The 21,652-nt window shown below is 38.0% G+C and carries 19 protein-coding genes; 3 read left to right on the top strand and 16 right to left on the bottom strand.

Annotated features, from left to right (window positions below; genetic code table 11):
- Window positions 1-92: 92 nt before the first annotated feature.
- Window positions 93-1,214, bottom strand: coding sequence for a cupin domain-containing protein (locus tag INT04_RS06965; RefSeq protein ID WP_193015428.1), 1,122 nt, complete (start codon window positions 1,212-1,214; stop codon window positions 93-95).
- Window positions 1,215-1,339: 125 nt separating this feature from the next.
- On the opposite strand from INT04_RS06965, the gene INT04_RS06960 reads away from it, so the two are divergent.
- Both INT04_RS06960 and INT04_RS06955 read left to right on the top strand, forming a co-directional pair.
- Window positions 1,340-1,531 carry a hypothetical protein gene (locus tag INT04_RS06960; RefSeq protein ID WP_193015427.1) on the top strand — a complete coding sequence of 64 codons (192 nt, stop codon included), beginning with the start codon at window positions 1,340-1,342 and terminating at the stop codon, window positions 1,529-1,531.
- A gap of 318 nt (window positions 1,532-1,849) precedes the next feature.
- Window positions 1,850-3,205: an FRG domain-containing protein gene (locus tag INT04_RS06955; protein WP_193015426.1), complete on the top strand. Its 1,356-nt coding sequence runs from the start codon at window positions 1,850-1,852 to the stop codon at window positions 3,203-3,205.
- On the opposite strand, the gene INT04_RS06950 is transcribed toward INT04_RS06955, so the two are convergent.
- The 11 genes from INT04_RS06950 to add form a co-directional block, all read right to left on the bottom strand.
- The gene (locus INT04_RS06950; RefSeq protein WP_193015425.1) at window positions 3,171-4,778 is read right to left on the bottom strand and encodes a bpX6 domain-containing protein; all 1,608 of its coding nucleotides are present in this window, start codon (window positions 4,776-4,778) and stop codon (window positions 3,171-3,173) included. The genes INT04_RS06955 and INT04_RS06950 overlap by 35 nt on opposite strands.
- Window positions 4,771-6,669 carry a hypothetical protein gene (locus tag INT04_RS06945; protein WP_193015424.1) on the bottom strand — a complete coding sequence of 633 codons (1,899 nt, stop codon included), beginning with the start codon at window positions 6,667-6,669 and terminating at the stop codon, window positions 4,771-4,773. The genes INT04_RS06950 and INT04_RS06945 overlap by 8 nt, the downstream gene beginning before the upstream one ends.
- A gap of 33 nt (window positions 6,670-6,702) precedes the next feature.
- The gene (locus INT04_RS06940; protein ID WP_193015423.1) at window positions 6,703-7,131 is read right to left on the bottom strand and encodes a hypothetical protein; all 429 of its coding nucleotides are present in this window, start codon (window positions 7,129-7,131) and stop codon (window positions 6,703-6,705) included.
- Entirely contained in the window at window positions 7,128-8,246 is a 1,119-nt protein-coding gene (locus INT04_RS06935) for an AAA family ATPase (RefSeq protein WP_193015422.1), read from the bottom strand. The genes INT04_RS06940 and INT04_RS06935 overlap by 4 nt, the downstream gene beginning before the upstream one ends.
- A gap of 101 nt (window positions 8,247-8,347) precedes the next feature.
- Complete coding sequence (locus INT04_RS06930; protein ID WP_193015421.1) at window positions 8,348-9,586, bottom strand: lipase/acyltransferase domain-containing protein; 1,239 nt, start codon at window positions 9,584-9,586, stop codon at window positions 8,348-8,350.
- Window positions 9,587-9,590: 4 nt separating this feature from the next.
- Complete coding sequence (amrS, locus tag INT04_RS06925; RefSeq protein WP_193015420.1) at window positions 9,591-11,009, bottom strand: AmmeMemoRadiSam system radical SAM enzyme; 1,419 nt, start codon at window positions 11,007-11,009, stop codon at window positions 9,591-9,593.
- 3 nt (window positions 11,010-11,012) lie between these two features.
- Window positions 11,013-13,262 carry a penicillin acylase family protein gene (locus INT04_RS06920; protein ID WP_193015419.1) on the bottom strand — a complete coding sequence of 750 codons (2,250 nt, stop codon included), beginning with the start codon at window positions 13,260-13,262 and terminating at the stop codon, window positions 11,013-11,015.
- Window positions 13,259-14,281: an NAD-dependent epimerase/dehydratase family protein gene (locus INT04_RS06915; protein ID WP_193015418.1), complete on the bottom strand. Its 1,023-nt coding sequence runs from the start codon at window positions 14,279-14,281 to the stop codon at window positions 13,259-13,261. The genes INT04_RS06920 and INT04_RS06915 overlap by 4 nt, the downstream gene beginning before the upstream one ends.
- Window positions 14,282-14,286: 5 nt before the next feature.
- Window positions 14,287-15,366, bottom strand: coding sequence for an acyl-CoA reductase (locus INT04_RS06910; protein ID WP_193015417.1), 1,080 nt, complete (start codon window positions 15,364-15,366; stop codon window positions 14,287-14,289).
- The gene (locus INT04_RS06905) at window positions 15,363-16,403 is read right to left on the bottom strand and encodes a hypothetical protein (protein ID WP_193015416.1); all 1,041 of its coding nucleotides are present in this window, start codon (window positions 16,401-16,403) and stop codon (window positions 15,363-15,365) included. The genes INT04_RS06910 and INT04_RS06905 overlap by 4 nt, the downstream gene beginning before the upstream one ends.
- A 242-nt stretch (window positions 16,404-16,645) precedes the next feature.
- Complete coding sequence (gene add, locus INT04_RS06900; protein WP_193015415.1) at window positions 16,646-17,641, bottom strand: adenosine deaminase; 996 nt, start codon at window positions 17,639-17,641, stop codon at window positions 16,646-16,648.
- A gap of 136 nt (window positions 17,642-17,777) precedes the next feature.
- Between add and INT04_RS06895 the strand changes: the two genes are divergently transcribed.
- Entirely contained in the window at window positions 17,778-18,449 is a 672-nt protein-coding gene (locus INT04_RS06895; RefSeq protein ID WP_193015414.1) for a Crp/Fnr family transcriptional regulator, read from the top strand.
- Between the two features lie 38 nt (window positions 18,450-18,487).
- Here INT04_RS06895 and INT04_RS06890 read toward each other — a convergent pair whose 3' ends face one another.
- The 4 genes from INT04_RS06890 to INT04_RS06875 all read right to left on the bottom strand — a co-directional run bounded on the left by INT04_RS06890 (window position 18,488) and on the right by INT04_RS06875 (window position 21,645).
- The gene (locus INT04_RS06890; protein ID WP_193015413.1) at window positions 18,488-19,276 is read right to left on the bottom strand and encodes an LEM-3-like GIY-YIG domain-containing protein; all 789 of its coding nucleotides are present in this window, start codon (window positions 19,274-19,276) and stop codon (window positions 18,488-18,490) included.
- A gap of 223 nt (window positions 19,277-19,499) precedes the next feature.
- A complete protein-coding gene (locus tag INT04_RS06885) occupies window positions 19,500-20,033 on the bottom strand; it encodes a fimbrial protein (protein ID WP_193015412.1) in 534 nt (177 codons plus the stop codon).
- A gap of 9 nt (window positions 20,034-20,042) precedes the next feature.
- Window positions 20,043-20,600 (bottom strand): fimbrial protein, encoded by a 558-nt coding sequence (locus INT04_RS06880; RefSeq protein WP_193015411.1) that lies wholly within the window; start codon window positions 20,598-20,600, stop codon window positions 20,043-20,045.
- A 16-nt stretch (window positions 20,601-20,616) separates the two neighbouring features.
- On the bottom strand, window positions 20,617-21,645 hold the full coding sequence (locus INT04_RS06875; protein ID WP_193015410.1) for a fimbrial protein: 1,029 nt from the start codon (window positions 21,643-21,645) through the stop codon (window positions 20,617-20,619).
- Window positions 21,646-21,652: the final 7 nt, after the last annotated feature.

The raw sequence follows: 21,652 nt of genomic DNA, 5'->3' as shown, positions 1-21,652 counted from the left end.
TCAACGGCAATGAATGCGGCGCAGAAAAAGGGCGGAGACGATGCAATAAAACACCCGCAAGCAGGTGTTTTATCATATTCCGTAGATAAGGCTTATTCTTCGAAGTACCAATACCCTTGATTGATAAATTCAGTTAATTCTGCAACAAAGGCTGGATCCATCAATGCTTTACCAAGTTCATCAGCTCCAACTTCCGTAAATTGGCACAGTGCATTTGCACCCTTTATTTCTTTGGTAGCCCAAGCTTCTGTATTTAAAAAGAAATTATCTTCGATACGTAGGACACGCAGTCCGCTCAATCGGATCAGTTTTTCACCATCGTTCAGTGCACTCAATACTTCTTCAGGTTGATATGGCGGTTCTGCGGGGGCGATATCCAGTTCATGGCGTGGCGTAGTTGCAAAACGACCTAACCATTGTTCAAAATCACCGGGCTTGTTGATCATTTCAATCATCATGGCACGCAGACGTTCAACTTCGTGAGTTTCCATTCTTCCTGCATTGTCGCGTACAGTCAGGTTAGGATCGCCATAATTTATTCCGCCTAGATCTTGTTCCAGTGCGTAGTCTGCAAAGCTGCTTAGCAAGTCACGACCATTAGGGCCGCGAAAGCCGACAGAATAGTTCATGGTATCTTCAAAGGTGAAGCCATCGTGAGGGAATCCCGGTGGAATATACAGAATATCTCCTGGCGCCATTTCCACATCAATAATAGGCTCAAACGGATCAACATGCAGTAATGCAGGATGCGGGCAGAATTGACGCATTGGCAGGGCATCGCCCACACGCCAGCGACGACGTCCCATACCTTGAATGATAAAAACATCATAGTTATCAATATGTGGTCCGACACCACCTCCCGGTACTGAATAGGAGATCATCAGATCATCAAGACGCCATTCAGGCAATACACGAAACGGTTTTACCAGTTCAGCTGCTGGCATATGCCAATGGTTAACAGCTTGTACCAGCAGTGACCATCCTTCTTCGCCTAATTCGCTGAAGTCTTCAAACGGGCCGTGGCTTGCCTGCCATTTGTTGTCAGTTAAGCTGACAAGACGACTGTCAACTTCAGGCTCCATTGCCAGACCAGCTAATTCATCTGGAGTGATAGGATCGACAAAATTGGGAAATGCATTTTTCAGTACAACAGGTTTTTTTTGCCAGTATTTTTCTAAAAATTCAGGCCAATTAAGATTCAGTTTGTTAACCATGTGACCACATCTGTATAAAGGAATAAGCGGGTAATTATAGAAGTAATGTGAGGTCATATTTTTGTTTGGCATCAAATGCCAGTCAATAACACTTATCGGAATAAGATCAGCGATGAGAGTTTGATATGGAAAAGGGCAATATAAAGGGAAATTGGGGAGGGGATTTTACTTCTAATAATGGAATTACTGAAATCGACTTTACGGAAGTCGTGATATCCAAAAAGATTTTCTTAAAACCTTTAGTGAAGTGGTATCTGAAGAAAAGACAGAAAGCCTATATTCAAGATCTAAAAAAAGCATTGGCGAATAAGCTTTAAGTTAAGAATGAATCAACATAATCAACCAGACCAAAACAGAAATTTAAGTGCCTATCCGTATTTAGATACCAAGGTTCGCATAATGTATATTATGTTAAATTTGATGTGATAACCAATAACTTCATGAGATGGATTCTTTCAATGATTTAGCGCTGCAAAGCCCTATTGACTCAGATACGTGTTAAGAAATTAATAAATTAATGTTCACTCCTAGCGTGGTCAAGTTCATCATATTGATAGACATTTATGGATTTTTGTAACTTTAGAACGCAAAATCAGAAATATACAATTATATTGGATAGAGCGCGAGGCTATAAAGTGAAAACAAGTATTTATGCAATGATGGAAACAAGAGAAATAAAAATCAAAACATCTAAAAATGATGAATATAATAAAGTCATTTTTTATTACGGCTACGATTATTCTGGTAAATCAGATATTGAATATTATTTCTTTCCAAATAATCAGTATTTTGGTGTGATAGAAGAAGTTGATATATTCGCTCTGCGAGAACAAATAATAATCAATCCCCGCATCCGCTTAGGCACTCTTGCGCCAGAAAAGGATTATATAACAGATGTTAAATTATATTATTTCTCTGATGACTCAGGTTTTTTACTTCAAATTAGGGTGTCGAATGAAAAGAGTGAGGTAGAGATAGATAGTACATTGAAATTTGTTCCCCCTCTTGAGGAAGCCCCAAAGGCTGGAAGTTTATTAACTATTTTGAGGGAATTGGAAAAAATAAAGTCTAACGTCTCAGATGATTATGATTTTTTCTATAGAGGTCATGCGGATGAAAAGTATAGTCTCACCCCATCGGTTTTTAGAGATAACAAACAAAGCGAAGCCACTATTTGTCGTGAGTTCTCACTTGAAAATGCCAGTGAATTTTCAGGGAAAATGCCCCGATTCGATGATTTAGTAAAAATGCAACACTACTCTCTACCAACAAGATTACTTGATCTTACAACGAATCCTCTTGTTGCCTTATATTTTGCGTGTGAGGATAAAAAAAACTCAGATAGAAGTGATTGTAATAAGTGTGGGAAGTGCCGAATTTGTAATAAAGAACCGAACGGTGAGTTTTTTATATTTAAAGTAAAAAAAGATATAATCAAATACTATGATTCAGATACAGTTAGTTGCATAGCCAACATCTCCAGGCTATCTTCTGATCAGCAGGCTGAGTTACAGTTAAATGTTGCGAATTATAAATGCAAATTAATCCATTTTGTATACCAATCAGAGATCTCCAGCATTTTAACTGAACGAAAAGATAGGGATGTGTTGTCATTCGAAAGTATTCACGAAAAATACAGAAAGCTTAACCACGAAGACTCATTTTATGATATGAAAACTCACAAGAAGGAATTTAATGAGATATCAAACCAATTTCTTCATTATATAAAGCATGAAAAACCTTATTTTATAGGAGTTATGAACCCAATACATTTTAATGCCCCGCTCGTATCTAAAGCTGTAAAAAACAATAGTCGAGTAAAATCTCAATCAGGTCTATTTTTACTATACGGGCTAAATGACACGTTACAAAAAGACTATAGGGGTAATTTTGAGATTTTTACATTAACGGTGACCGATAAGAAGAAAATATTGAAGCAACTTGATCTACTGAATATTAACAAAAGTACAATATTTCCAGAAGCTGATTAATCAGTTGTTCAGTTAACTTGGTTTGTTTAGGTAATGCTAATAACGCTCTTGCTAATATAGCGCGTGAAATAGAGGCTTGGGGGTCACGAATCGTTTTTTTAATATCGTCTTCATATTGATGAAAAGACTCGGGTAATAAAAAAGCCCATTTTACTAGACTACGTAAACCTAACTCTCCACCAGCTTGATACGCTATTTTTAACCAGCGCTTGGCTTTATTGCGGTTTGTTTCATTATTTAGTGGCCAGATAACATCAATGGCCTGTAAATAATCTTCACAGTCAATTAGGTATGCAGCCCACTCTTCACGCATTTTATCAGCAATATCCGGATGCGTATTTTGCAATTGTAAGATCATAAACGAAAATGCATGATGTAAACGCGCATAGATAACCGCAGAATTAATATCACCCGCCAAACAGTATAGGCGAATAATATAAGCGGGTGACATTGCCCATAATCGTGCTAACTCAGCGGCTTGTTGATAGCGTTGGAAGCTTTCTAAATAATTGAGTGCTTCTTCTTTTTCTTGTAATAGCTCCGCAAGAACAAATAAGGCTTCTTCATTATGCCCTGCTTTATCTAGCTTTATAAATTGTTGGCGATAAAGTTGTTTTAAATAATTTTGCAGTTCATCCCCAAGATAAAGACTTTTATTCCCTTGTTGATCGGCTGATATTTCCAGTTTATTTCGCCCTGTTAATCTCCCTAAATAAGGTGAAGGCGTTGTTTCTTGGTTTTCTTGATATTGACTAAGCGGAATACCATGACGCAACGCTTGATCGACATTACCATCTTCAAACATTTTCATCATTTTATTAATATAATCCGCTTGTTGCTTACTCATCATAGAGGCTAATCCGCTTTTAATTGAAAGCTTATTTAGCCAATGCTGCCACGGTGATAATTGAGATATCGTTTTAGATGAAGAGTGTATAGTTTCACGATTTTGGGGCGTCAGAAATTTATTAATGATTTTCTGAGTCAGTGATAATGACGCTTTTGCATGAGGTGCTTGTGTTTGAGATGACGACGAAGCGTTTTCAAAAACAGTTTTTATAAATTGCTTTTGTTGATCTGCAGCCGGTGGAATATTGTCACCAATAATCGTTCTAATATTTTTCTCTTCTGACAATGCTTGAGGTTTTATCTCATATAGACTGGCGTAGTTATCAGTTTCTTCAAAATGAATCTCTTTAATATCGAGATAATCAGCAAGTGAGAGAGGTTCAGCTTGCGAAAATAGAAGCGTTGTTACAACACCACTACGAACTAAAGCAAGATCTGCATAAGGCAGTTTTTTTATCTCATCATTATCTAGAGGTGCGGTGCTATAAAGGCGACCGTAACGAATTAAAGGCCATCCCTCAATGGATGAGCAATCCAGCGTTTTATTTTCAGTAAAACAGAGAACATCCCCTTGTTCGAATCGATAAATACGACAATTAGCTTGCCAATGTTTTATTAAATAAGTTAGCCGTTGAGTCTCGTTAAACCAGTCATTGGGTAGCCATAAACCTTCAATCTGACGATATCCCAATAACATTGGATGACGAATATAATCGTTATGCATTTTGGGTGTCACCTTCTTGTTCAATGGTATACAGATTTAGGCGTAATTGTTTTTGGTATACATCATAAACAACGACTTGAGCGTGATCCGTTAATGCAGCAAATAGGCCTTTAGATGGGCTAAATGAGTAACGCGTAAACGGATTATCTGCACGATATAAGATTTCTATCTCGCCTTTTGAATAACTGGCAATGTTTCGTTTGTTAGGGCTGATCATCAAAATATTTAAGGTGGTTAAATCTTTTTCTATAGAGCCATCGAGTGTTGGATAAAAGAGTCCTATTCCTTGCCATCCTTGAGGTAAGTCTATTTGATAACCATAAACTTCATCAATTTCCATATTATAAACATGCCAACTTTGTCGATTAGTGCTTAGTGAGATAGCACAAGATATTGATTTAGAGCCATTGGTATATTTATGGTGATAGGCAAATAATGCAACTCTTTGATAGGAAATAAATTGAGTAAAATAGAGTCGATGTTGGTATTTCTTTTGAGAAAAGTTTGCACCCGTGACCATTTGAACTAATTCACTACTGTCATTGAGATAAATATACACAAGTAAGTTGTCTGCTATCTTCTCTATGCCAAGGACTTTCTCTTCAACAATTTTAAAGGCGTTTTTTTCTTCAGCATAAATACTGGATGAGAAAGCGACTAGCCGTCTTGCCCTATCATGAACAAATAAGCTGGAATATTCCTTATTCGATAAATAAGCACTGGCAAGCGTATTACCTCGCCCAATACCTGCTGAAAACATCTCATCGGAAGGTCGAGGTATATAAGAGAGTTTGGGTAATTGCCAAAAATAGAGACCATTATTATTAGAAAGTAATGCACCTACCTTTTTCCCGTGACACTGTAACGCTAAAATAGCATGACCATCAGGATATATTTGGTAAACAAACGGTTTTTTAAGCGGACGGTCTTGATTCGATCTATTGAGCGGTGGAATTTTAATAACCACTAACCCAGGTTTACCTAATAAAGTGACCCCTACTGCGCTACCATGAAATGAGATAACAGGTGAAAACATCAGTGATATTTTGTATTCATGCTGATGTGTATTTTGCGCTGAAGGCGGTCTTAATTGTCCTTTTAATAATCGTGAACTTAATGCTCTAGGTGGCGTTGGCAATACAATATGACGTTGAAAATGTGGCGTGCGAATATTGGCATCAATCGTTTTATTGAAACAATCATCTCCTGTTAGTTCGATATGATGTGTTGAGGTGATTTGTTTCAATATAGGTTGTTGATGAGCGCCTGTCACTAACCAAATCTCGCCATTTTGTACATCAGTGTCTTCAGCAATAACGTTTCGCCAATGCGCGATATTTTCTTTTAAAACAGGTGAATAAGTCCGGCGTGTCAATAATTCGCGTAGATCGTTTATGGTGTTTAGTGGCATTAATGGAATGATTGATTGCAACGTTCCCCACATTAATGTGCACCCCGCTTTTTCTGCCCGTTGCGCCAATATAATAAGCATTGCAATATGCACTAAGCGACATTCACCCAGTTGCGAAATACCGGTATCAAAAAGCACGGTGATTTGATTTAAAGATTGTTGAGATTTATAGTTTGGTGCCAAAAAGAGATGTTCTGCATTAATGGCGCGCCTCATAAATTCATCAGGTACTTCATCAGCCATTAACCATTCACTAAGTAGTAGGTTTTGATAATCCCCTTTACGTTGTATTTGCCCTATCCCATCTTGTTCAGGTAAACCACCGAGTTGTTTTCCCTGTACTGGGCCTAATACACGACTCAGACGTTGTAATAGATCAGAAAAGGCAGGAATTAATTCGGGATCTAACCAGCTAAGCCAAGTTTGCCAAGGTTGTAGCGCTTCGGGTAACGAGGTGGATTGTGTTGTGGGTAATGACATGATGATAAACCGATCCTTGTATCACATTGTATTTCACTCAAAACACAACTGGGTGAGTGTATCCCGTAGCGTTGGTGTTAACGTCCACTGATTATCTAAAGGGATCACCGTTTGAGGTGAGGGTAAAAGTAATAGTGGTTGGCGTTTAAAATGCTGCACTAAGGCTTGCTCCACCAGCCCATAAGGTAATAAAAGCTGTTGATGTATAGGGAGCCATAATTTTGCTGTTTGAGTAGACGGTGCAATCAGCGTTATATTTTCAGCCCAAGGTAAATCAGCCTGTTTCCCTAACACAATAAGCCGATGTTGACTGGTGATCACTTTTAAGCATTGTTGCTGAACATCAGGCAAATGAATAATGCGCTCAATAAGCTGTTTAGCCGTTATACCTGTTGCATACACCCCTTGTGGTTTAGGGGGCGTTGCATTAGGTTGCCAAGAGAGAGGAAATGTTAGGCTCATAATAAGTGACTAAACTGTATCGCTAATTGTGTACGTAATATAGCAAGCTCTTCACTTAACATCTCTGTCGAGAAGTTAGCATCTATTTCTCGTAACGTCAGTTCAATATCCGCTTTAGATACAGGCTCTGCATTGAGAACATCGGTTGCTCTTTCAATTAAGCGATTCATACGAGATTGAGGTTGTAATGTCGCCTCTTCTACGGAACTGAATAGTCGAGAATTCATTGAAAGTGAGAGTTCTTGTCGTAAGATTTCACGTCCTTGTTGCTGAGTATCTTCAGTAGGCAGTACATACAGTAAAGGCCAGAGATCTTGCTCTGTCGCAATCTCTCGATTATTAAGAACAGTCGCAGCAGCAATAAGACGCTGAACACGAACAATACGTCTATCTGACAGCGTGATCCCTGCATTTCTTAATGAGCGCACGGCATTAGCCAGTAACGGTCTAACTTGTGTTAAATCGACATTTTTAACCGCAAGGTGTAATTCATCCAATTGAGTAATATCGAGTTGAGCTGAAAGTTGAGTCAGGCTTGAAGCCCATCCGCCTTCGAGCATAGCTTCTAATTGGTGATCGGGTGCAGGATCTATAAAAAGATGAATAAGAAAGCGATCAGTGAATGCAGCAAGGTTAGGATCATCAGGCAAGCTATTAGCAGCACCAATACACACTTTTAATGGGCTAATAATATCGGTATGGCCACGTTTAAATCGGCGTTCATTTAAAATACCTAATAAAGTATTTAAAATGGCTGTCGATCCTAGAAAAACCTCATCAAGAAAAACAATATCTGCTTCAGGTAACATCCCTGTAATATCGGTTTCAACTTTACCTTCTTTTAGTTTTTTGAGATCAACCGCACCAAATAACTCTGAAGGTTCAGTAAATCGCCCTAAAAGGTATTCAAAATAACGTCCGCCCAATGTTTGAGAAACTCTGCGGACAACGGCACTTTTCGCTGTACCTGGAGGGCCAATAACCAGCAAATGTTCATGAGCAACTGCGGCTAAAATAACGAGTTCAGCAAGTTGCTCGCGTCCAATCATACCTTGTGTTGAGTGTTGTATTGCTTTGCGAATATTATCGATAATTCCATTTATATTTGATGTCATATGTTTACGCAAAAATTAAGAGTTTAACGGCGAGATACCTGCATTATGTAAGTTTTTATTTTCTGACTCAACTCCTCAATCAATGGAAAGTATTAATTTTATTAACGCTCTTTTCTTCTTTCTGTAGCAATATCAAATGCCAAACTTCTTAAATTAGGTGAATGATTAATTAATGCGCGATGTGTTGATGCTTGGCTAATAAAGGCAAAGCTTTCGCCCCAAGGATGTTGATAGCGATCACGTACAATAGGCGCACGCCAATATTGTAATAACCCCTCTAAAGGAAGGTGATCGTCACCGACTGTTAATGTTTGAGCCGCTAATTGCGGAAACTCACGTTTAATATCTTTGGCTTGTAAATACCAGCGATCTCTACCATAAATGGCCGCTTTTAAGGTGATATTGTTATCACTCAAATACCATACTTGTGGCACAGTTTGTTCATCTGCGTTAATTCCTGAAACCGCATTAGTAAAGCGTTTAGCACATTGTAAATTCTGTGCCAATGCCTCTCTGACTCGCAGATTCTGTGCTGAACTGATTGAGGTTTTATAAGGGCCTAATCGATAGTGTTCCCAACATGCTTCATCATAGACATCAAAATCACTTAGCGCTCTGCCGTAGCTATCTATTACCACAGGATTAGGGGGTAAGAGTTGGTATACAAAAGGACAGCCACAAACATCATCAGAGGAAAACCCATGAAGATAGCGACTTCCTGCATAATAGCCCGTCTCCATCATGGATAATGCCTGGAAGGTTCCGTGCCAAGGTGGGCCAAACGCATACCATTTCGCCACTAATGCCCTATTTTCTGGCGTGGTATGACGCAACCAATAACGTATTGCAAGATTTGAGGCAGATTGAGCAATAAAAATAAACGGCTGATTATCACCAAAAACAGTTTTAAGCCGATTAACTTCTCTATCAATCGCATCCACCAGCAACCGGTGATCAGCGCGCCAATCATGAGCAAGGAAAAACAGATCTTGCCCCTCTCGATAACCTAATGCCGTTTCAAGCACATCTTTAAGTTCCTGAGTAACCAATGTGCTCACTAAATAAGGAACAATTGAAAACGCATGCAATTGCTCTGTTGCTAATACTCGGGGTGAATGCTGGGTATTGGGATACTCATATTCATAATCGCTTTTTGTAAAAACACTTCGGTGATCACCCCAAATAAAGGCCTGTTTTTGCCTATCAAAAAGCTTAGTCCCTAAAATACCGGGTAGATAAATAATGGGGAGATTCGGTATTTTATCATTTAGCTTTGCTTTGCGAATTTGAGCGGCAATCATTTGTGCGCGAATTAATGACCATCCTCGATTGAGTGGCATATTTTTAACGTCCTTTTAATGGAATAAGCGTGATCGGCACATTTTCGCTACCAAGATGTGTTTTTTCGGCTTCCGTAACGGGAAAATGAGCACGATCATAAACCTCAAACAGTTGGCAGGGCTCATTTTGATGATGATAAAGGCGGATCCCCTCAGCCTGAGGACTGCTTTTAGACAACATAAAACGGCTACAGCTATTCGTACTAATGGATCCCACAGGCTCACCCTGTTTTGTAATAAATTGATAGTAAATCGGTGACTCATGTTTTTGCTCAATATGGCAAGCTTGAACGGGGCCGCGAAATGGATGTGTAATACAAATAAAATCATCAGGGATATGTTCTGATAATTTGTCAGTATTTGATTCAGCCCAAGGTAAAATAATCGAAGGTTGAAAATGACAATGAGGACATTGCCCATTGTCTAAGTGAGATTGCGCAATCAGCCCACTGCGTTTCACTAACAAGGTGTGACACTCTGGGCAATAAGAGTTTGCACTGTCAGTATCAAACACATTCCCCACATAAACATAGCGCATACCTTCATTTAAAGCTTGTTGACGCGCTTGCTCTAAAAAAGGAATTGATGTGCGTTCAACGTGGCGATATTGGTAATCAGGATGAAAACGCACATAGTGCAACGGAATATCAGCATCCAGATATTTAAGCATCCAGTCTGTTACTTTTTTGGTTTCTTCCAATGAGTCATTACGTCCTGTCACACACAAGTTAGAGACTTCAAGGTGTGGGCTATTTGTTGATTTTCGTGCATCATAAACCTGCTTAATCCCATCCAGTACAGGCTGTAAGCGCCCTCCTGTATGTTTACGATAAAAACTATCTTGCATTGATTTTAATGAAATACTAAAGATATCCATCACACCAAGTAATTCATCGATACCTTTTTCGCTGATATAAAATGCACTTTTATAGAGGTTTTTTAAGCCATGCTCTCGAGCCAGCTTTGCGGTATCCATAACAAATTCATGCCAAACAATCGGATCATTATACGTCCACGACAAAACACGAATATTATGTTTTAACGCATAATTGACCACATCTTTAGGGCTGTAATAAGCCACATTGCTATCTTGTACATAGCGTGCTTGGCTTGTACTCCAGTTTTGGCAAAAATCACAACGTAACATACAGCCAATATTACCTAACGATAAAATACGTTCGCCAGGGGCATAATGATAAACGGCTTCGGTTTCTATCGACTCTTGGGTCATCGGCACTGATTTACCGTAGTTTAGTGTCACTAAACTGCCATTTTCATTGCGTCTTAACTTGCAAGTGCCTGTTCGGCCCAAATTGATTTTACAGGCTCGAGGACAAAGCTCACACTGGATACGATCATTTGAAATAGGATGCCATAGGCGTGCAGGATGCCCTGTTTGTTGCCATTGCTTCATTCTTGCCATGAGTTATTCCTTTTTATCATTACAATGATGGTTATTTTCACAAAGAGGCAAAACGGTTTTTTGTCGGGTTCCTGTTTGCCAACATTCCAATACATGATGCAGTTTCCAGTAAAAAGGATTTCCTTTTGCTGGAGTGTTGATTAAATAGTGACATTCGCCTTGCAGGGTTAAATGGGCGATCAGTTTAAAACCGGGGCCAAAGGTGTAAGGCTTGGTTTTAATGGTGTCGCTATTACCTATCTGGGATTGCGTTAAGAAATCAGCATTCTGCCTTGTGGCATGAATGGTTTCTCGATTACCGCCTTGATAAGGATAACGACCCGTTAATAGACGATTAAGCCACAATGGTTTTTTGATACTATGCTGAAATTCAACGTAAGGACGTTCCATTTTCTGACTGGCAATTAATGCGCTGGCATAGGTTTCACGAATTAATGTAGAAATTGCATCTTGTTCAAACTGCCAATCTTGAAGATGGTGTTGCAGAATATTGAGAATACTCCAGCGACAACTTGGCCAAAAATCCGTATACAGTGCGCGTGATCCTCTTTTTAGCACCTTTCCTAAGACTCTATCTGTAAGATGCTGTATCCATACATCAAAAAGCCGTGATGCATTGAGTTGCTGAGTATCACAATCCCATTGAGAAAGCATTTTATCTTCAGGTATATAAGGTAATAAAAAAGCGAGCGCTTTTTGAGCAAATAGATCTTTTTTATCATCTTGCATCTGACGAAAAGTTTCAAAAGTATGCTTTTGAGTTTGCTGAATAAGTTGCTCAATACGTAAAGCCCTTGTTGGTGGATGCCAACGATTAGATAACGCCGGTTTCCCATCAAAGAGCGAGGTACTGTATTGATTAGCGTAAAGGACATACCCGCGCTCAGGATTGTATTCGGCGGGTAAATCATCGAAAGGAACATAACCTTGCCACTGATGTAATGGCTCCGTCAAACTGAGCACTAAGCTGCCTAATTCACTATGGCGCTTAGGAATATATCCCATACTTTGTAAGCCAATATCACCGTGAATATCGGCATATCCCACCATCATTGGGGAATTTTTCACATGTCTTAAGGCTTCTCTAAATGATGTCCAGTTATGGCATTTTGCAAGCTGATAAAAAGTAATATCGCCACTTGGATTATCTAATGCCGGCCAGCGTAAAAATAAACCATAGCCCGCTTTTTCAGACATTAATCGACCTTGTGAATAATCATAAGTCACAAAGGTATGTTGACGTTTTGAGGTTAAGCCAATGGTGTGAGTCCTTTTTGTTAATGGCTCCCATCCATTAACGGTTTCGACCTTTTCGTTCTCTAAATCAATGCGTCCCCAGAATAAATCTTGGTTATCCGCCATTATGCCAACCATTCCCCATGCTGCATGAGTATTGCGCCCAACAATAATGCCCGGTGAGCCGGGAAAGTGTGAACCCATCACACTTAAGCCTTCTTTGCTCTCTAAACGGCATAACAGATTAAAACTGGGGTTAACATGCCCCATATGGGGGTCGGCGGCTAACATCGGTTTGCCAGATGCGGTAAGCGAGCCATTGACAGCAATCACGTTAGAGCCAGTATCAGGTGAGGCTAATCCTAAGTGCTGCAAGCCTTTTAATCCTTCTTTAAACGCGGCGATCACATCAGGGTAATACTCACCCTGTTCATCTAGCGGCAATGGCGGAATTTGATTGCTTTCAAGGCTAAAAGTAGACAAAAGTTGCTGATGTTGAGATGTTGTCAGTCGATTTGCTAAACGAGTATTAAATAACTCATATTGCCAAGCAGAATTAATAAAATACTTTAATTGGCCTAGCAAATAACTGTCAGTGGTGGTAAATAATTCAGGCTTGTAACGCAGTAATAAACACTCTACTGGGCGAATTTTTAGATCTTTTATGGCTTGGTTAATGCCTGCGATATACGCGGTAATATGTTGAAATTGAGTTGCCTGCCAACTATCAGAGGGAGCATTTTTATCGTCAAGCTCTGCCTTTTTGGCGAGTTCAACTAATCCTAATCGACGCTGAAAAATATCTGTTCTGAGCGCACCTTTTCCCATTATTTCACTTAGGCGACCACTGGCGACGCGGTGAGATAAATCTAACTGCCACAAACGTAAATACGCGGCACCATAACCTTGCCCATAAAAAACTGCATTATCCGTATCACCTTTGATACTTAGCAATTGCTCTGTTTCTAGTGACAGTGTCACGTTACCCCATTGCGAAGTGAGCGTCCTTGGTTTCATTTAGGCTCCTTGTTCATCAATGTGTATTGATTAGCAATGTTACGGGCATACTCCTTAAAGTCATTTAATGGCTCACCTGCTGTCCATCCTAATCGCTGTTCTGCTTTAGAAGATGAATAGGTATAAGTGCTTCCATCCATAATACGTAGTGTTTCACAGGAAAGTGGCATGGAGAAACCGAGCAAGGCAAGCTTATCCATTAACCATGCTAAAGGGCGTAAACTCTGACGATTTTTTATAGGCAATGGCGCTGTTTTTTGTATTTCGCTGAGCAGTGTGAAAATTTCTGGCATAGAGAAAACATCACCAGTAAACAGAACGGTTTCTTGAGGTTTATCTAAGGCAAGTAAGCGCAATAAGCCATCACATAATTTCTCTACATGGCAGAGTTGAAAAGTACTGTTTGTACTGACTTGAAACGGAATTTTTTTATTGAAAAAAGCAGATAACGTTTGTGCTAAAACGCTATTGTCACCTTGACCAAATACACCGCCACAAATAGCCATTTTGATTGGCATGCCTTGTTGCTGGTGGCGTTCGACTAATACGTGGGCAACTTGCTTTGTTTCTTCATAATAACTGCGAAAAACCCCATTATGGCGATGGGTTTCATCAAGCAATACGCCGTGTGTTTCCCCTAACGCGGCGGTAGTACTCGTGTATAAAAACTGAGAAATTTGTGCCTTTTTGGCTTCGTTCAGTAAATTCAATGTACCCGTAACATTGGTTTGATACATTTGTTTGTGCGCTGATCGCGTTGGTGCAATGCCTACACGGTAATCCGCAGCTAAATGAATAATAACATCTTGCCCAATAAGTGCTTCACGGTATGTATCAGGTTGGAGTAAATTCCCTTTTATCACGTTTACATCCGCTGGCAATACAGGGCGATTAGCGTGAATTTTATGGGGATCACGACACAATACCGTTAATTCATCGCCAAGCTCTGCGAGCTTAGGTAATAAATAAGAGCCTATAAATCCATTTGCACCAGTGATAAATATTTTCCGTTTATTCAATGTTGTTATCCTTCTTTACTTACAAAAAACACCAGTGCAGCCAATATAAAGAAGCCATCATGCGCTGCCGTCATTGGACGAGAATGCATCGAGCCAATTGGACAATAGCGAGTGAAACAATAATCGTGCAGTGAAAGTGATGTGATATCACCGTGATAACCCAACGTTTGTAACCGTGCAAACCCCTCTTTTTGTGCTAATTGCAGATGATGCTCTACCGAGCCAACAATCAGTTGAAAACCAAAATTAAGCCAATATTGAGGCATAAATTGAGTGTGATAAGTAATTGCCCAACCTGACTTTGTATTATAAATCGTGGGTTTTTCATCAGCGTATAAGTTGCGAGATAATAAATATTCATGAGCTTGCGCCATTTGCTGAAGCTTTATGTTTTCAGGTAATGGTGGTAATGAGGGTAATGCGAGAGAAAGTTGTTGATAGAGCTGGTCGGCACAGGTTTTATTCTCTAATAAAATAAAACGCGGTGAACTACACACCTGCTGTCTAAACAAGCAAACATCATTTAATACCAAAGAGATATCAGGTAATGAATCACCCAAAATAGCCATTCCACTTATTTTGGGACCTAACTCAATTAATTTAATGTGGGCTGGTGCTATTTGGCGATAATGTTGAATAAGTGCGTCACCACCCGCTAATAAAATGGCTTCAATACCTTCAAGAATAAGCTTATCGTTTTGATTTTCACTCGACCAATTTAGAATTTCACAGGTATGTTCATTTAAACCCAAATAAGCCCGTAGCTGATAAAGCCATTGTGTGGATAATCGTGCTTTTATTCTGATGGGGCTACCAATTAAATAGCCTGCAAGTAAGGCTTCTAATGTGCCAAGGGGATCTTTTTCAGAGACGATAATTAATAATTTATTGGGCGCACGCCAGTTTTTATTTCCTAATTCATTAGCCACTTTTTGTGCTAGTACATCACTACAGGCCCATTGTTTCAGACGTTCAATACAGAATGTTTGCGTCAAAACATCATCAGAAAATAACCAGTTTTCATTAAGGCAGTGTATTAAACACAGTTTGATGTTTGCTAAACGAACAAGTATAGCTTCTATCATTTTATCTGTGCAGCGCAAGTGCCCTCTGGTGAAGTGGCTCTTCCAATATAGTGAATATAGGGTAAAGAATGACCACAAGCGCATTGTGTTCCCCATATTCCCAAATCTTGGGTTAACAGACGTTGAGAAGGCAGAGAATCAAAAAAAGGATTCTCAAGTTGAATAAATCCTGTTTTACCTTCTGGTGCCCGATCACCCGTTTCATCAATAATGGCAAAGCGAGAATAAGCTGGAATGTGGAAATGCCCTTCACTACAACTAATGTAATGTAAAGGATGCTCTGTCATGCCATAAATATCACGAATATCCACATTGGGGGCATGTAAGGTTTCTTTTAATCCTTGAATGATATCTGGACGTGCTAACTGCTTTGTCATCCCTTTCCATCCACCGCCTGTTAAGCCTTTAATCGGTGATAACAGTGTGAATGAGTCTGGGCGGCTTAGGCATAATTGCTCAAAGAAAAGAGTTAGCCCAAGAATATAGATAGGCGCCGGATCACTCGCCCAGCGTTGTAGCGTTAACCACGCTAATTGTGCATCAAATTGCCCTTGTTCTGAGACGGTAAAGACAAGCTCTTTAATGGGCGCACATTGGGTAAATTTTAAGAAAGCAGTGGCAAAACCGGCATGATCGCCAGAGTGAGGATCGGGAGACAACATTAGAAAACGGGCGGGAGTGGTTGATATTAAACCGTTGTGATAGAAAATTTGCGTCATTGCGGTTTCAATGCGCTTTAAGCTGATGTCATCAAAGAAAACGTGTGTTTTTCCTTGTTGCCCTGTTCCTGAACTGTTTAACCAAATACCGTTACGATGTGTCGGTGTCGCTAAGTCCATGGTTTTAAATAAATTAACAGGAATAATCGGTTGAGGCATTTTTTGCCATAATGATTGATAGTTAGTATTATTTTGGCGATGCCAGTTATCAGCTTCATTCATAGATGCAGTAAAAAGTGCATCATCTAAACTATCAACAGCATAAGGTTGAGTGAGATTAACTAAATTATCCATCTCACGACGCTGTTCTTCTGACATGTTGTATCCTTACATTGATAAGGGTTATATCAACATAGTCATCAATTATTCTTACTTATTGAATGTAATTATTCTTAAAACAGGAAGGATGTGATTAAATTTCACCATTCTTATGTCTTATATCACATTGTTTTATCTAGATTGAATAATCGCAATCTGATAAATAGGTATTTCTGCTTAAAAGTAAAGAAAACACCTTAAAAATAAAGGTGTTCTCTTTGATAATTATTATGTGTAATTCACTATTTTGCGTGAACGTAGCAGAGCTTATCCATTAGTTTTTTACGAACGTCATTTGCAATAAAACTGGCATTAAGAGCATCGATGTTGCATTGCTGAAAGTCTTCTTCGCTCCAACCAAAAATATCATGTAATAACTGATACTCTTTATTTAACGATGTATTGGCAACTGTTCGCGCATCAGTATTAATATTTAATTTAACGCCCTGCTTTTTTAGCTGATTAACGGGATGTTGGTCTACTTGCTCATATATATTGCAGATAATATTACAGCTTGGGCAAACTTCTAATAATATATTTTGAGATTTAAGCCTGTTAATGACTTCATTATCTTCAATACTTCTTACGCCATGACCAATTCGAGTAACATGCAGTTTATCCAATGTTTCAGTAACGCTTTCAGCGCCTTTTGCTTCTCCTGCATGAGCAATTAAATTCCCCCCTGATTTTTTAACATAATCAAAAGCAGCAATATGATTATCTAAAGGAAAACGCGCTTCATCAGCCGCTAAATCAAGTGCAACAACACCTTTATTAAGGTTTTCCACAACTAACTTGGCGGTTTGCTGACTCTCTAACGCACTAAAATGGCGCAATGTGCATAAGATCAAACCCGCTTTAATATCATATTTTCGAGATGCTTCATTCATTGCTGAAATAACAACTTCAACAACGTCCTTATCTGTTAAGCCCTGTTTTGTGTGTAATAACGGGGCAAAACGAATTTCAGCATAAATAACATTATCTGCTTTCAACTGATAAAACAGATCGTCAACAGCCAGTGTAATAGCTGATTTAGTCTGCAAAAGATCAATTTGAGGCGTGACTTTACTCAAAAAATCACCCAAATCAAAACAAGGTTTATGAGCAACAAATTGCTGATTAAACTTATCAAAGCTTATCGTTGGATCTAGCTGTTTAATATAAAAATAGCTTAAACAGGTATCTAAATGCACATGAAGCTCGATTTTAGGTAATAAGCTGGGATTGAATGTCATCAATATAATCTCTAAATATTAGGAATATCATGATAGTAATAATCTCCACCAGCCTAAAAAAGGACATATGTCCTTTTTTGAAAAGTATGCTATTTTCGATAATAAATTGAAGCATAATTGCGAAAGGAAAATAAAAGTGAAAATAGTTAATGATGAAAAAAAACGTAACACTTTTATTTTAATGCATCAACTTGATGCTTATTTATCTGATGCGTTGTTGTCTTCTCTGCGATTAATGGAAGTGAAAACGGGGGAATATTTAATAACACAAAATAGCCAAGCAACACATTTATACTGTCTAGTGGAAGGCAAATTACAGATTGAACGTTATGAAATAAACGGTGAGCATGTGGTCTTTTCTTTTGAACAAGCTTTCTGTGTTATTGGAGATTTAGAACTGTTTTCAGCTAAAGATGAAATGGTGTTTAGTACCGTACAAGCCTTAGTTCCTTCTTATTTATTAGCGTTACCTCTTTCCATTGTCAGACAAAAAGCATTACAAGATGCTAATTTTCTCACCTTTATTTGCCAGCAATTAAGCCAAAAACTTTATCAATCTTCATTAAGACACTCTCAATTACCCTATTCTTCAGAATTTAAATTACGCCGATATTTATTTTTTAAATCTCAACAAGAAGGACTCTCTTTTCAATTAGAAAAAAGAGATCCGTTAGCGGCAATGCTTGGGATCTCAACCAGACAATTAAACCGCGCTTTAGCACATTTAGTCAGTGTTAAGGCGATTAAATTAAAGAATAAATCGATAACGGTGTTGGACTGTGAATGGCTAGCCAAAATAGAAATATAAATTACTATTTATGTTTCTATTTTATTCTTAATCTGAAATTAGTTGTTTTTTCCGACTCTGACAAATGGACTACTATAACTACGGTTATAATTGATTGTTTTTCCAACATAGCGATCGCGAATATCTTGAGGTGCTTTTCGACCTATAAATTCCCAACGTTCACTAGGTAGCTTTATTGTACGAGTAAAGTATTCTTGTGTTCCAGCTTTTACCCATCCGTGAATTTCGTATACTTCCTTAACAATATTATTATATGTAGCATAAGCATACTTTACAGATTCATCATTTCTTGGTGGATTATGCCACACACCTCTGGTTGCCTCGAATAATTGAAGATCAGTCATACCAAATTTATAAAGTTTATTTAAAATAAAAACTAAACCACTGTGTTCAGGTGAAACATCAACATCTTCACGTGAATAAATGGATTGTATTTCTTCTATTGTTAACCTACCTTGTCTTTTGTAGGTTTCATTATTGCTACTGCTTTTTCCATTAATTTTATTAGTCAAAAGGTCAATACCAATTAAATCTAAGCAAGTTCGTTCGACCATATATGCACTATCTGAGTTACTAATCCCATGACATAAGATATCGATACCAAGCATATTGTTTTTTTGTAATTCAATGATTTTTTGTGTTTTTTCATCTAATTCATCGCCATTTTCCTTCATTTTTTCGGCTTCAGCAATGTGGGTAAGACAGCGAGAATTTTTCCCTTTCCCTATGTAAAATGGTATACGGCGAGTTCCATTTACCTCACAAAGAGCATACACATAGTAGTCAATTTCATTCAATGTTTTTTTATACTTATTAAATTCTTTCATTTTTATTTCCAGCGCTATAAAAATATAATTTATATAATATATTTCTATTTTTAATGGATGGATTATGTAGTAAAAATAACTGCTATTACTTTAATTATTTAATTTAATAAATATGAGGTAATAATAATTATATTTTTGGAATAATTGCTCATTTTCTCGCGTAAGAAGTAATTAATCATTAAAATTTATTAAATTAACTTAATGACTTAGCTTAATAAACGTTTTATTGGTAAACAATTTCAAGATCTAACGTGGCATTTGCTGTTCCAGGGAAAATGTCCTTCTCCATTTGCTTGTAATAACCTCTAAAATTCAAAGTGACTTCACCCTCATTTTTTGTCGCACTAACCACCGTATTACGTTTATTTAATTCTAATGTCGTCCAATTACTGCCATTAACGCTGTACTGTGTTTCAACTCCGACACCTTTGGCGGTATCAGATGAGGTATTTAATGCAAGTACGGTGCTATTTCCTGAAAATGCAGTGCCTTTAGGCGTTAAAATAACGGGCAAACCTTCAGGACAATCTAAGGTTATATTCCAATCTATTTTTTCGCTCGTTGAATGAATTTGTCCACCAAAGCCATTTTCACTAAGAGATATATGCCCAAGGTTAATGTCTTTAATTTTAGATGACTCTAATATGCAGGTACTTGCTTGTATTTTCCCTTTAATATCAAATAAAGTGTCATAGCTTATGGCTTGTGACGAAAATAATAAAAAGAAAGAAATGGTTGTTAATTGCGCTAATTTCATTGTCATCCCTTAATTACTTTGTACAACAAAGGTAATAGAAGCATTGGCTTTACCGGGTGTCGCTCTATTTTCTAGTTGTTTATAGCGAGCCCTTAATTTCAATTTATTAATGCCATTGGCAACTTCTTTTGAACTTAATAACACACTTATTTCATTGGCATTTTTTGCTTCCCAACGATTACGCTCTGGTGAATAAGATTCAATTTGGATTGCCATACCCGATGCTTGATTGGCAATATCATCAAGCTTAAATAAATTCTTATCAGATGCGGGTATGCCCTGTAATGAACCGACAACTTGACTACTTTGCATTTTACAATTAAAGGTTAATTCAAATTCAACCCAATCAGTTGTGCTGCCAGCAGGAAAATTATTGCCGTTGCCACTTAATAACCAAGTTCCTAATTCAATATTTAAGTCACTGGTTTGAATACTACAGGCTGCTGCTTTAATTGAGCCTGTATAATTAATTCTAACGCTATCATTAGCAAAAACAGAATAAGATAAAAATGGTAGTACGCATAAAATAGAGCGAGCAATAAACTTCTTTACGAACGTATATTTCATAATAATTCCCTCTAGATTAACGGTAAACCAATGTGACAGTGACCTTGGCATTGCCATCTGAGGCTTTTACATTGTCAGATAATTTCACGTATTTAAAATCAAAATCTTTATTTATCACTTCTTTCTTATTGGTTGTTTTCGCAAAAGAATATTGATAATTACCCGGTGTTTTTCTATCGCCACCTAACTTTAATGCTTCAGAACTTCCTGATTCAAACATCTGCACACCAAAACCGGGATTGTCGCTTTGATTTTCTAAATAGATAATATCTGAGCCAATATTATTCGGATTGTTATTATCAGCAATGGTGTAATCAACAATCATGTTTTCAGGGCATTCAACAGTCATAGATTGTTGCGCATAGCCAAAGTTATCGCCAATACCTAATTTACGTACCGCAACCAATTCATGAGTACCTAAATCTACCGTTTCACGCTTTGTTTTCACTTCACAACTGGTTGCTTTCCAAGTAACTAATACGGAACTTCTCATAATAAGACCAAAGCCTGAAGTTAATGACGTATTTACTCGATTACATCGTAGTGATAGCGACCCAAAATTAATTCTATTCGAACTCGTTTTCTTTATTTCACCTGAGACAGTTTTCACAAAAGCTATTTTTGCATCAAGAAAGAGTTTATTAGTATTGTCATGTGTATTACGTAACTCTTCTGTAGAGGTAATGGGATACCACTGTGATGTGCCATTCTGTCGATAACCCATGATATAACCAATACCATCAATACTTGTTTTAAAAACGGGATAGGACTGTGAATCTGCACGTATAGATGAAATACCTGCAGAGCTATCTGTGATACTCGTTGTGTAATTAAATTTACCTGGCATATAGGCTTCACATAAATCCTCATCAGATTTAGCGCTAAATGATTGCCATCCCCCTCCTAATAACGATCCAGAAGGCAATTTCTGTGCTGCATCGTCAATAATAAAATTATTAATTGTAAGGAAAAAACTACCAGAACTTAATGCTTGAGATGAAAACAGCGTTAAACTTGTGGCTAAAATAAATTGTTTAATATTCATGGCAAAG

The organism is Proteus sp. FME41 (assembly GCF_014897315.1).
Lineage (GTDB): Bacteria > Pseudomonadota > Gammaproteobacteria > Enterobacterales > Enterobacteriaceae > Proteus.
Note: the sequence above shows the minus strand (reverse complement) of the source record. Positions and strands in the feature narration are given on the sequence as shown.

Excerpts from the sequence above, each read along its gene's own strand:
- INT04_RS06965 (WP_193015428.1), bottom strand. The coding sequence starts at position 1,214 with ATGGTTAACAAACTGAATCTTAATTGGCCTGAATTTTTAGAAAAATAC.
- INT04_RS06960 (WP_193015427.1), top strand. The coding sequence starts at position 1,340 with ATGGAAAAGGGCAATATAAAGGGAAATTGGGGAGGGGATTTTACTTCT.
- INT04_RS06950 (WP_193015425.1), bottom strand. The coding sequence starts at position 4,778 with ATGCATAACGATTATATTCGTCATCCAATGTTATTGGGATATCGTCAG.
- INT04_RS06945 (WP_193015424.1), bottom strand. The coding sequence starts at position 6,669 with ATGTCATTACCCACAACACAATCCACCTCGTTACCCGAAGCGCTACAA.
- INT04_RS06940 (WP_193015423.1), bottom strand. The coding sequence starts at position 7,131 with ATGAGCCTAACATTTCCTCTCTCTTGGCAACCTAATGCAACGCCCCCT.
- INT04_RS06935 (WP_193015422.1), bottom strand. The coding sequence starts at position 8,246 with ATGACATCAAATATAAATGGAATTATCGATAATATTCGCAAAGCAATA.
- INT04_RS06930 (WP_193015421.1), bottom strand. The coding sequence starts at position 9,586 with ATGCCACTCAATCGAGGATGGTCATTAATTCGCGCACAAATGATTGCC.
- amrS (WP_193015420.1), bottom strand. The coding sequence starts at position 11,009 with ATGGCAAGAATGAAGCAATGGCAACAAACAGGGCATCCTGCACGCCTA.
- INT04_RS06920 (WP_193015419.1), bottom strand. The coding sequence starts at position 13,262 with ATGAAACCAAGGACGCTCACTTCGCAATGGGGTAACGTGACACTGTCA.
- INT04_RS06910 (WP_193015417.1), bottom strand. The coding sequence starts at position 15,366 with ATGATAGAAGCTATACTTGTTCGTTTAGCAAACATCAAACTGTGTTTA.
- INT04_RS06905 (WP_193015416.1), bottom strand. The coding sequence starts at position 16,403 with ATGTCAGAAGAACAGCGTCGTGAGATGGATAATTTAGTTAATCTCACT.
- add (WP_193015415.1), bottom strand. The coding sequence starts at position 17,641 with ATGACATTCAATCCCAGCTTATTACCTAAAATCGAGCTTCATGTGCAT.
- INT04_RS06890 (WP_193015413.1), bottom strand. The coding sequence starts at position 19,276 with ATGAAAGAATTTAATAAGTATAAAAAAACATTGAATGAAATTGACTAC.
- INT04_RS06885 (WP_193015412.1), bottom strand. The coding sequence starts at position 20,033 with ATGAAATTAGCGCAATTAACAACCATTTCTTTCTTTTTATTATTTTCG.
- INT04_RS06880 (WP_193015411.1), bottom strand. The coding sequence starts at position 20,600 with ATGAAATATACGTTCGTAAAGAAGTTTATTGCTCGCTCTATTTTATGC.
- INT04_RS06875 (WP_193015410.1), bottom strand. The coding sequence starts at position 21,645 with ATGAATATTAAACAATTTATTTTAGCCACAAGTTTAACGCTGTTTTCA.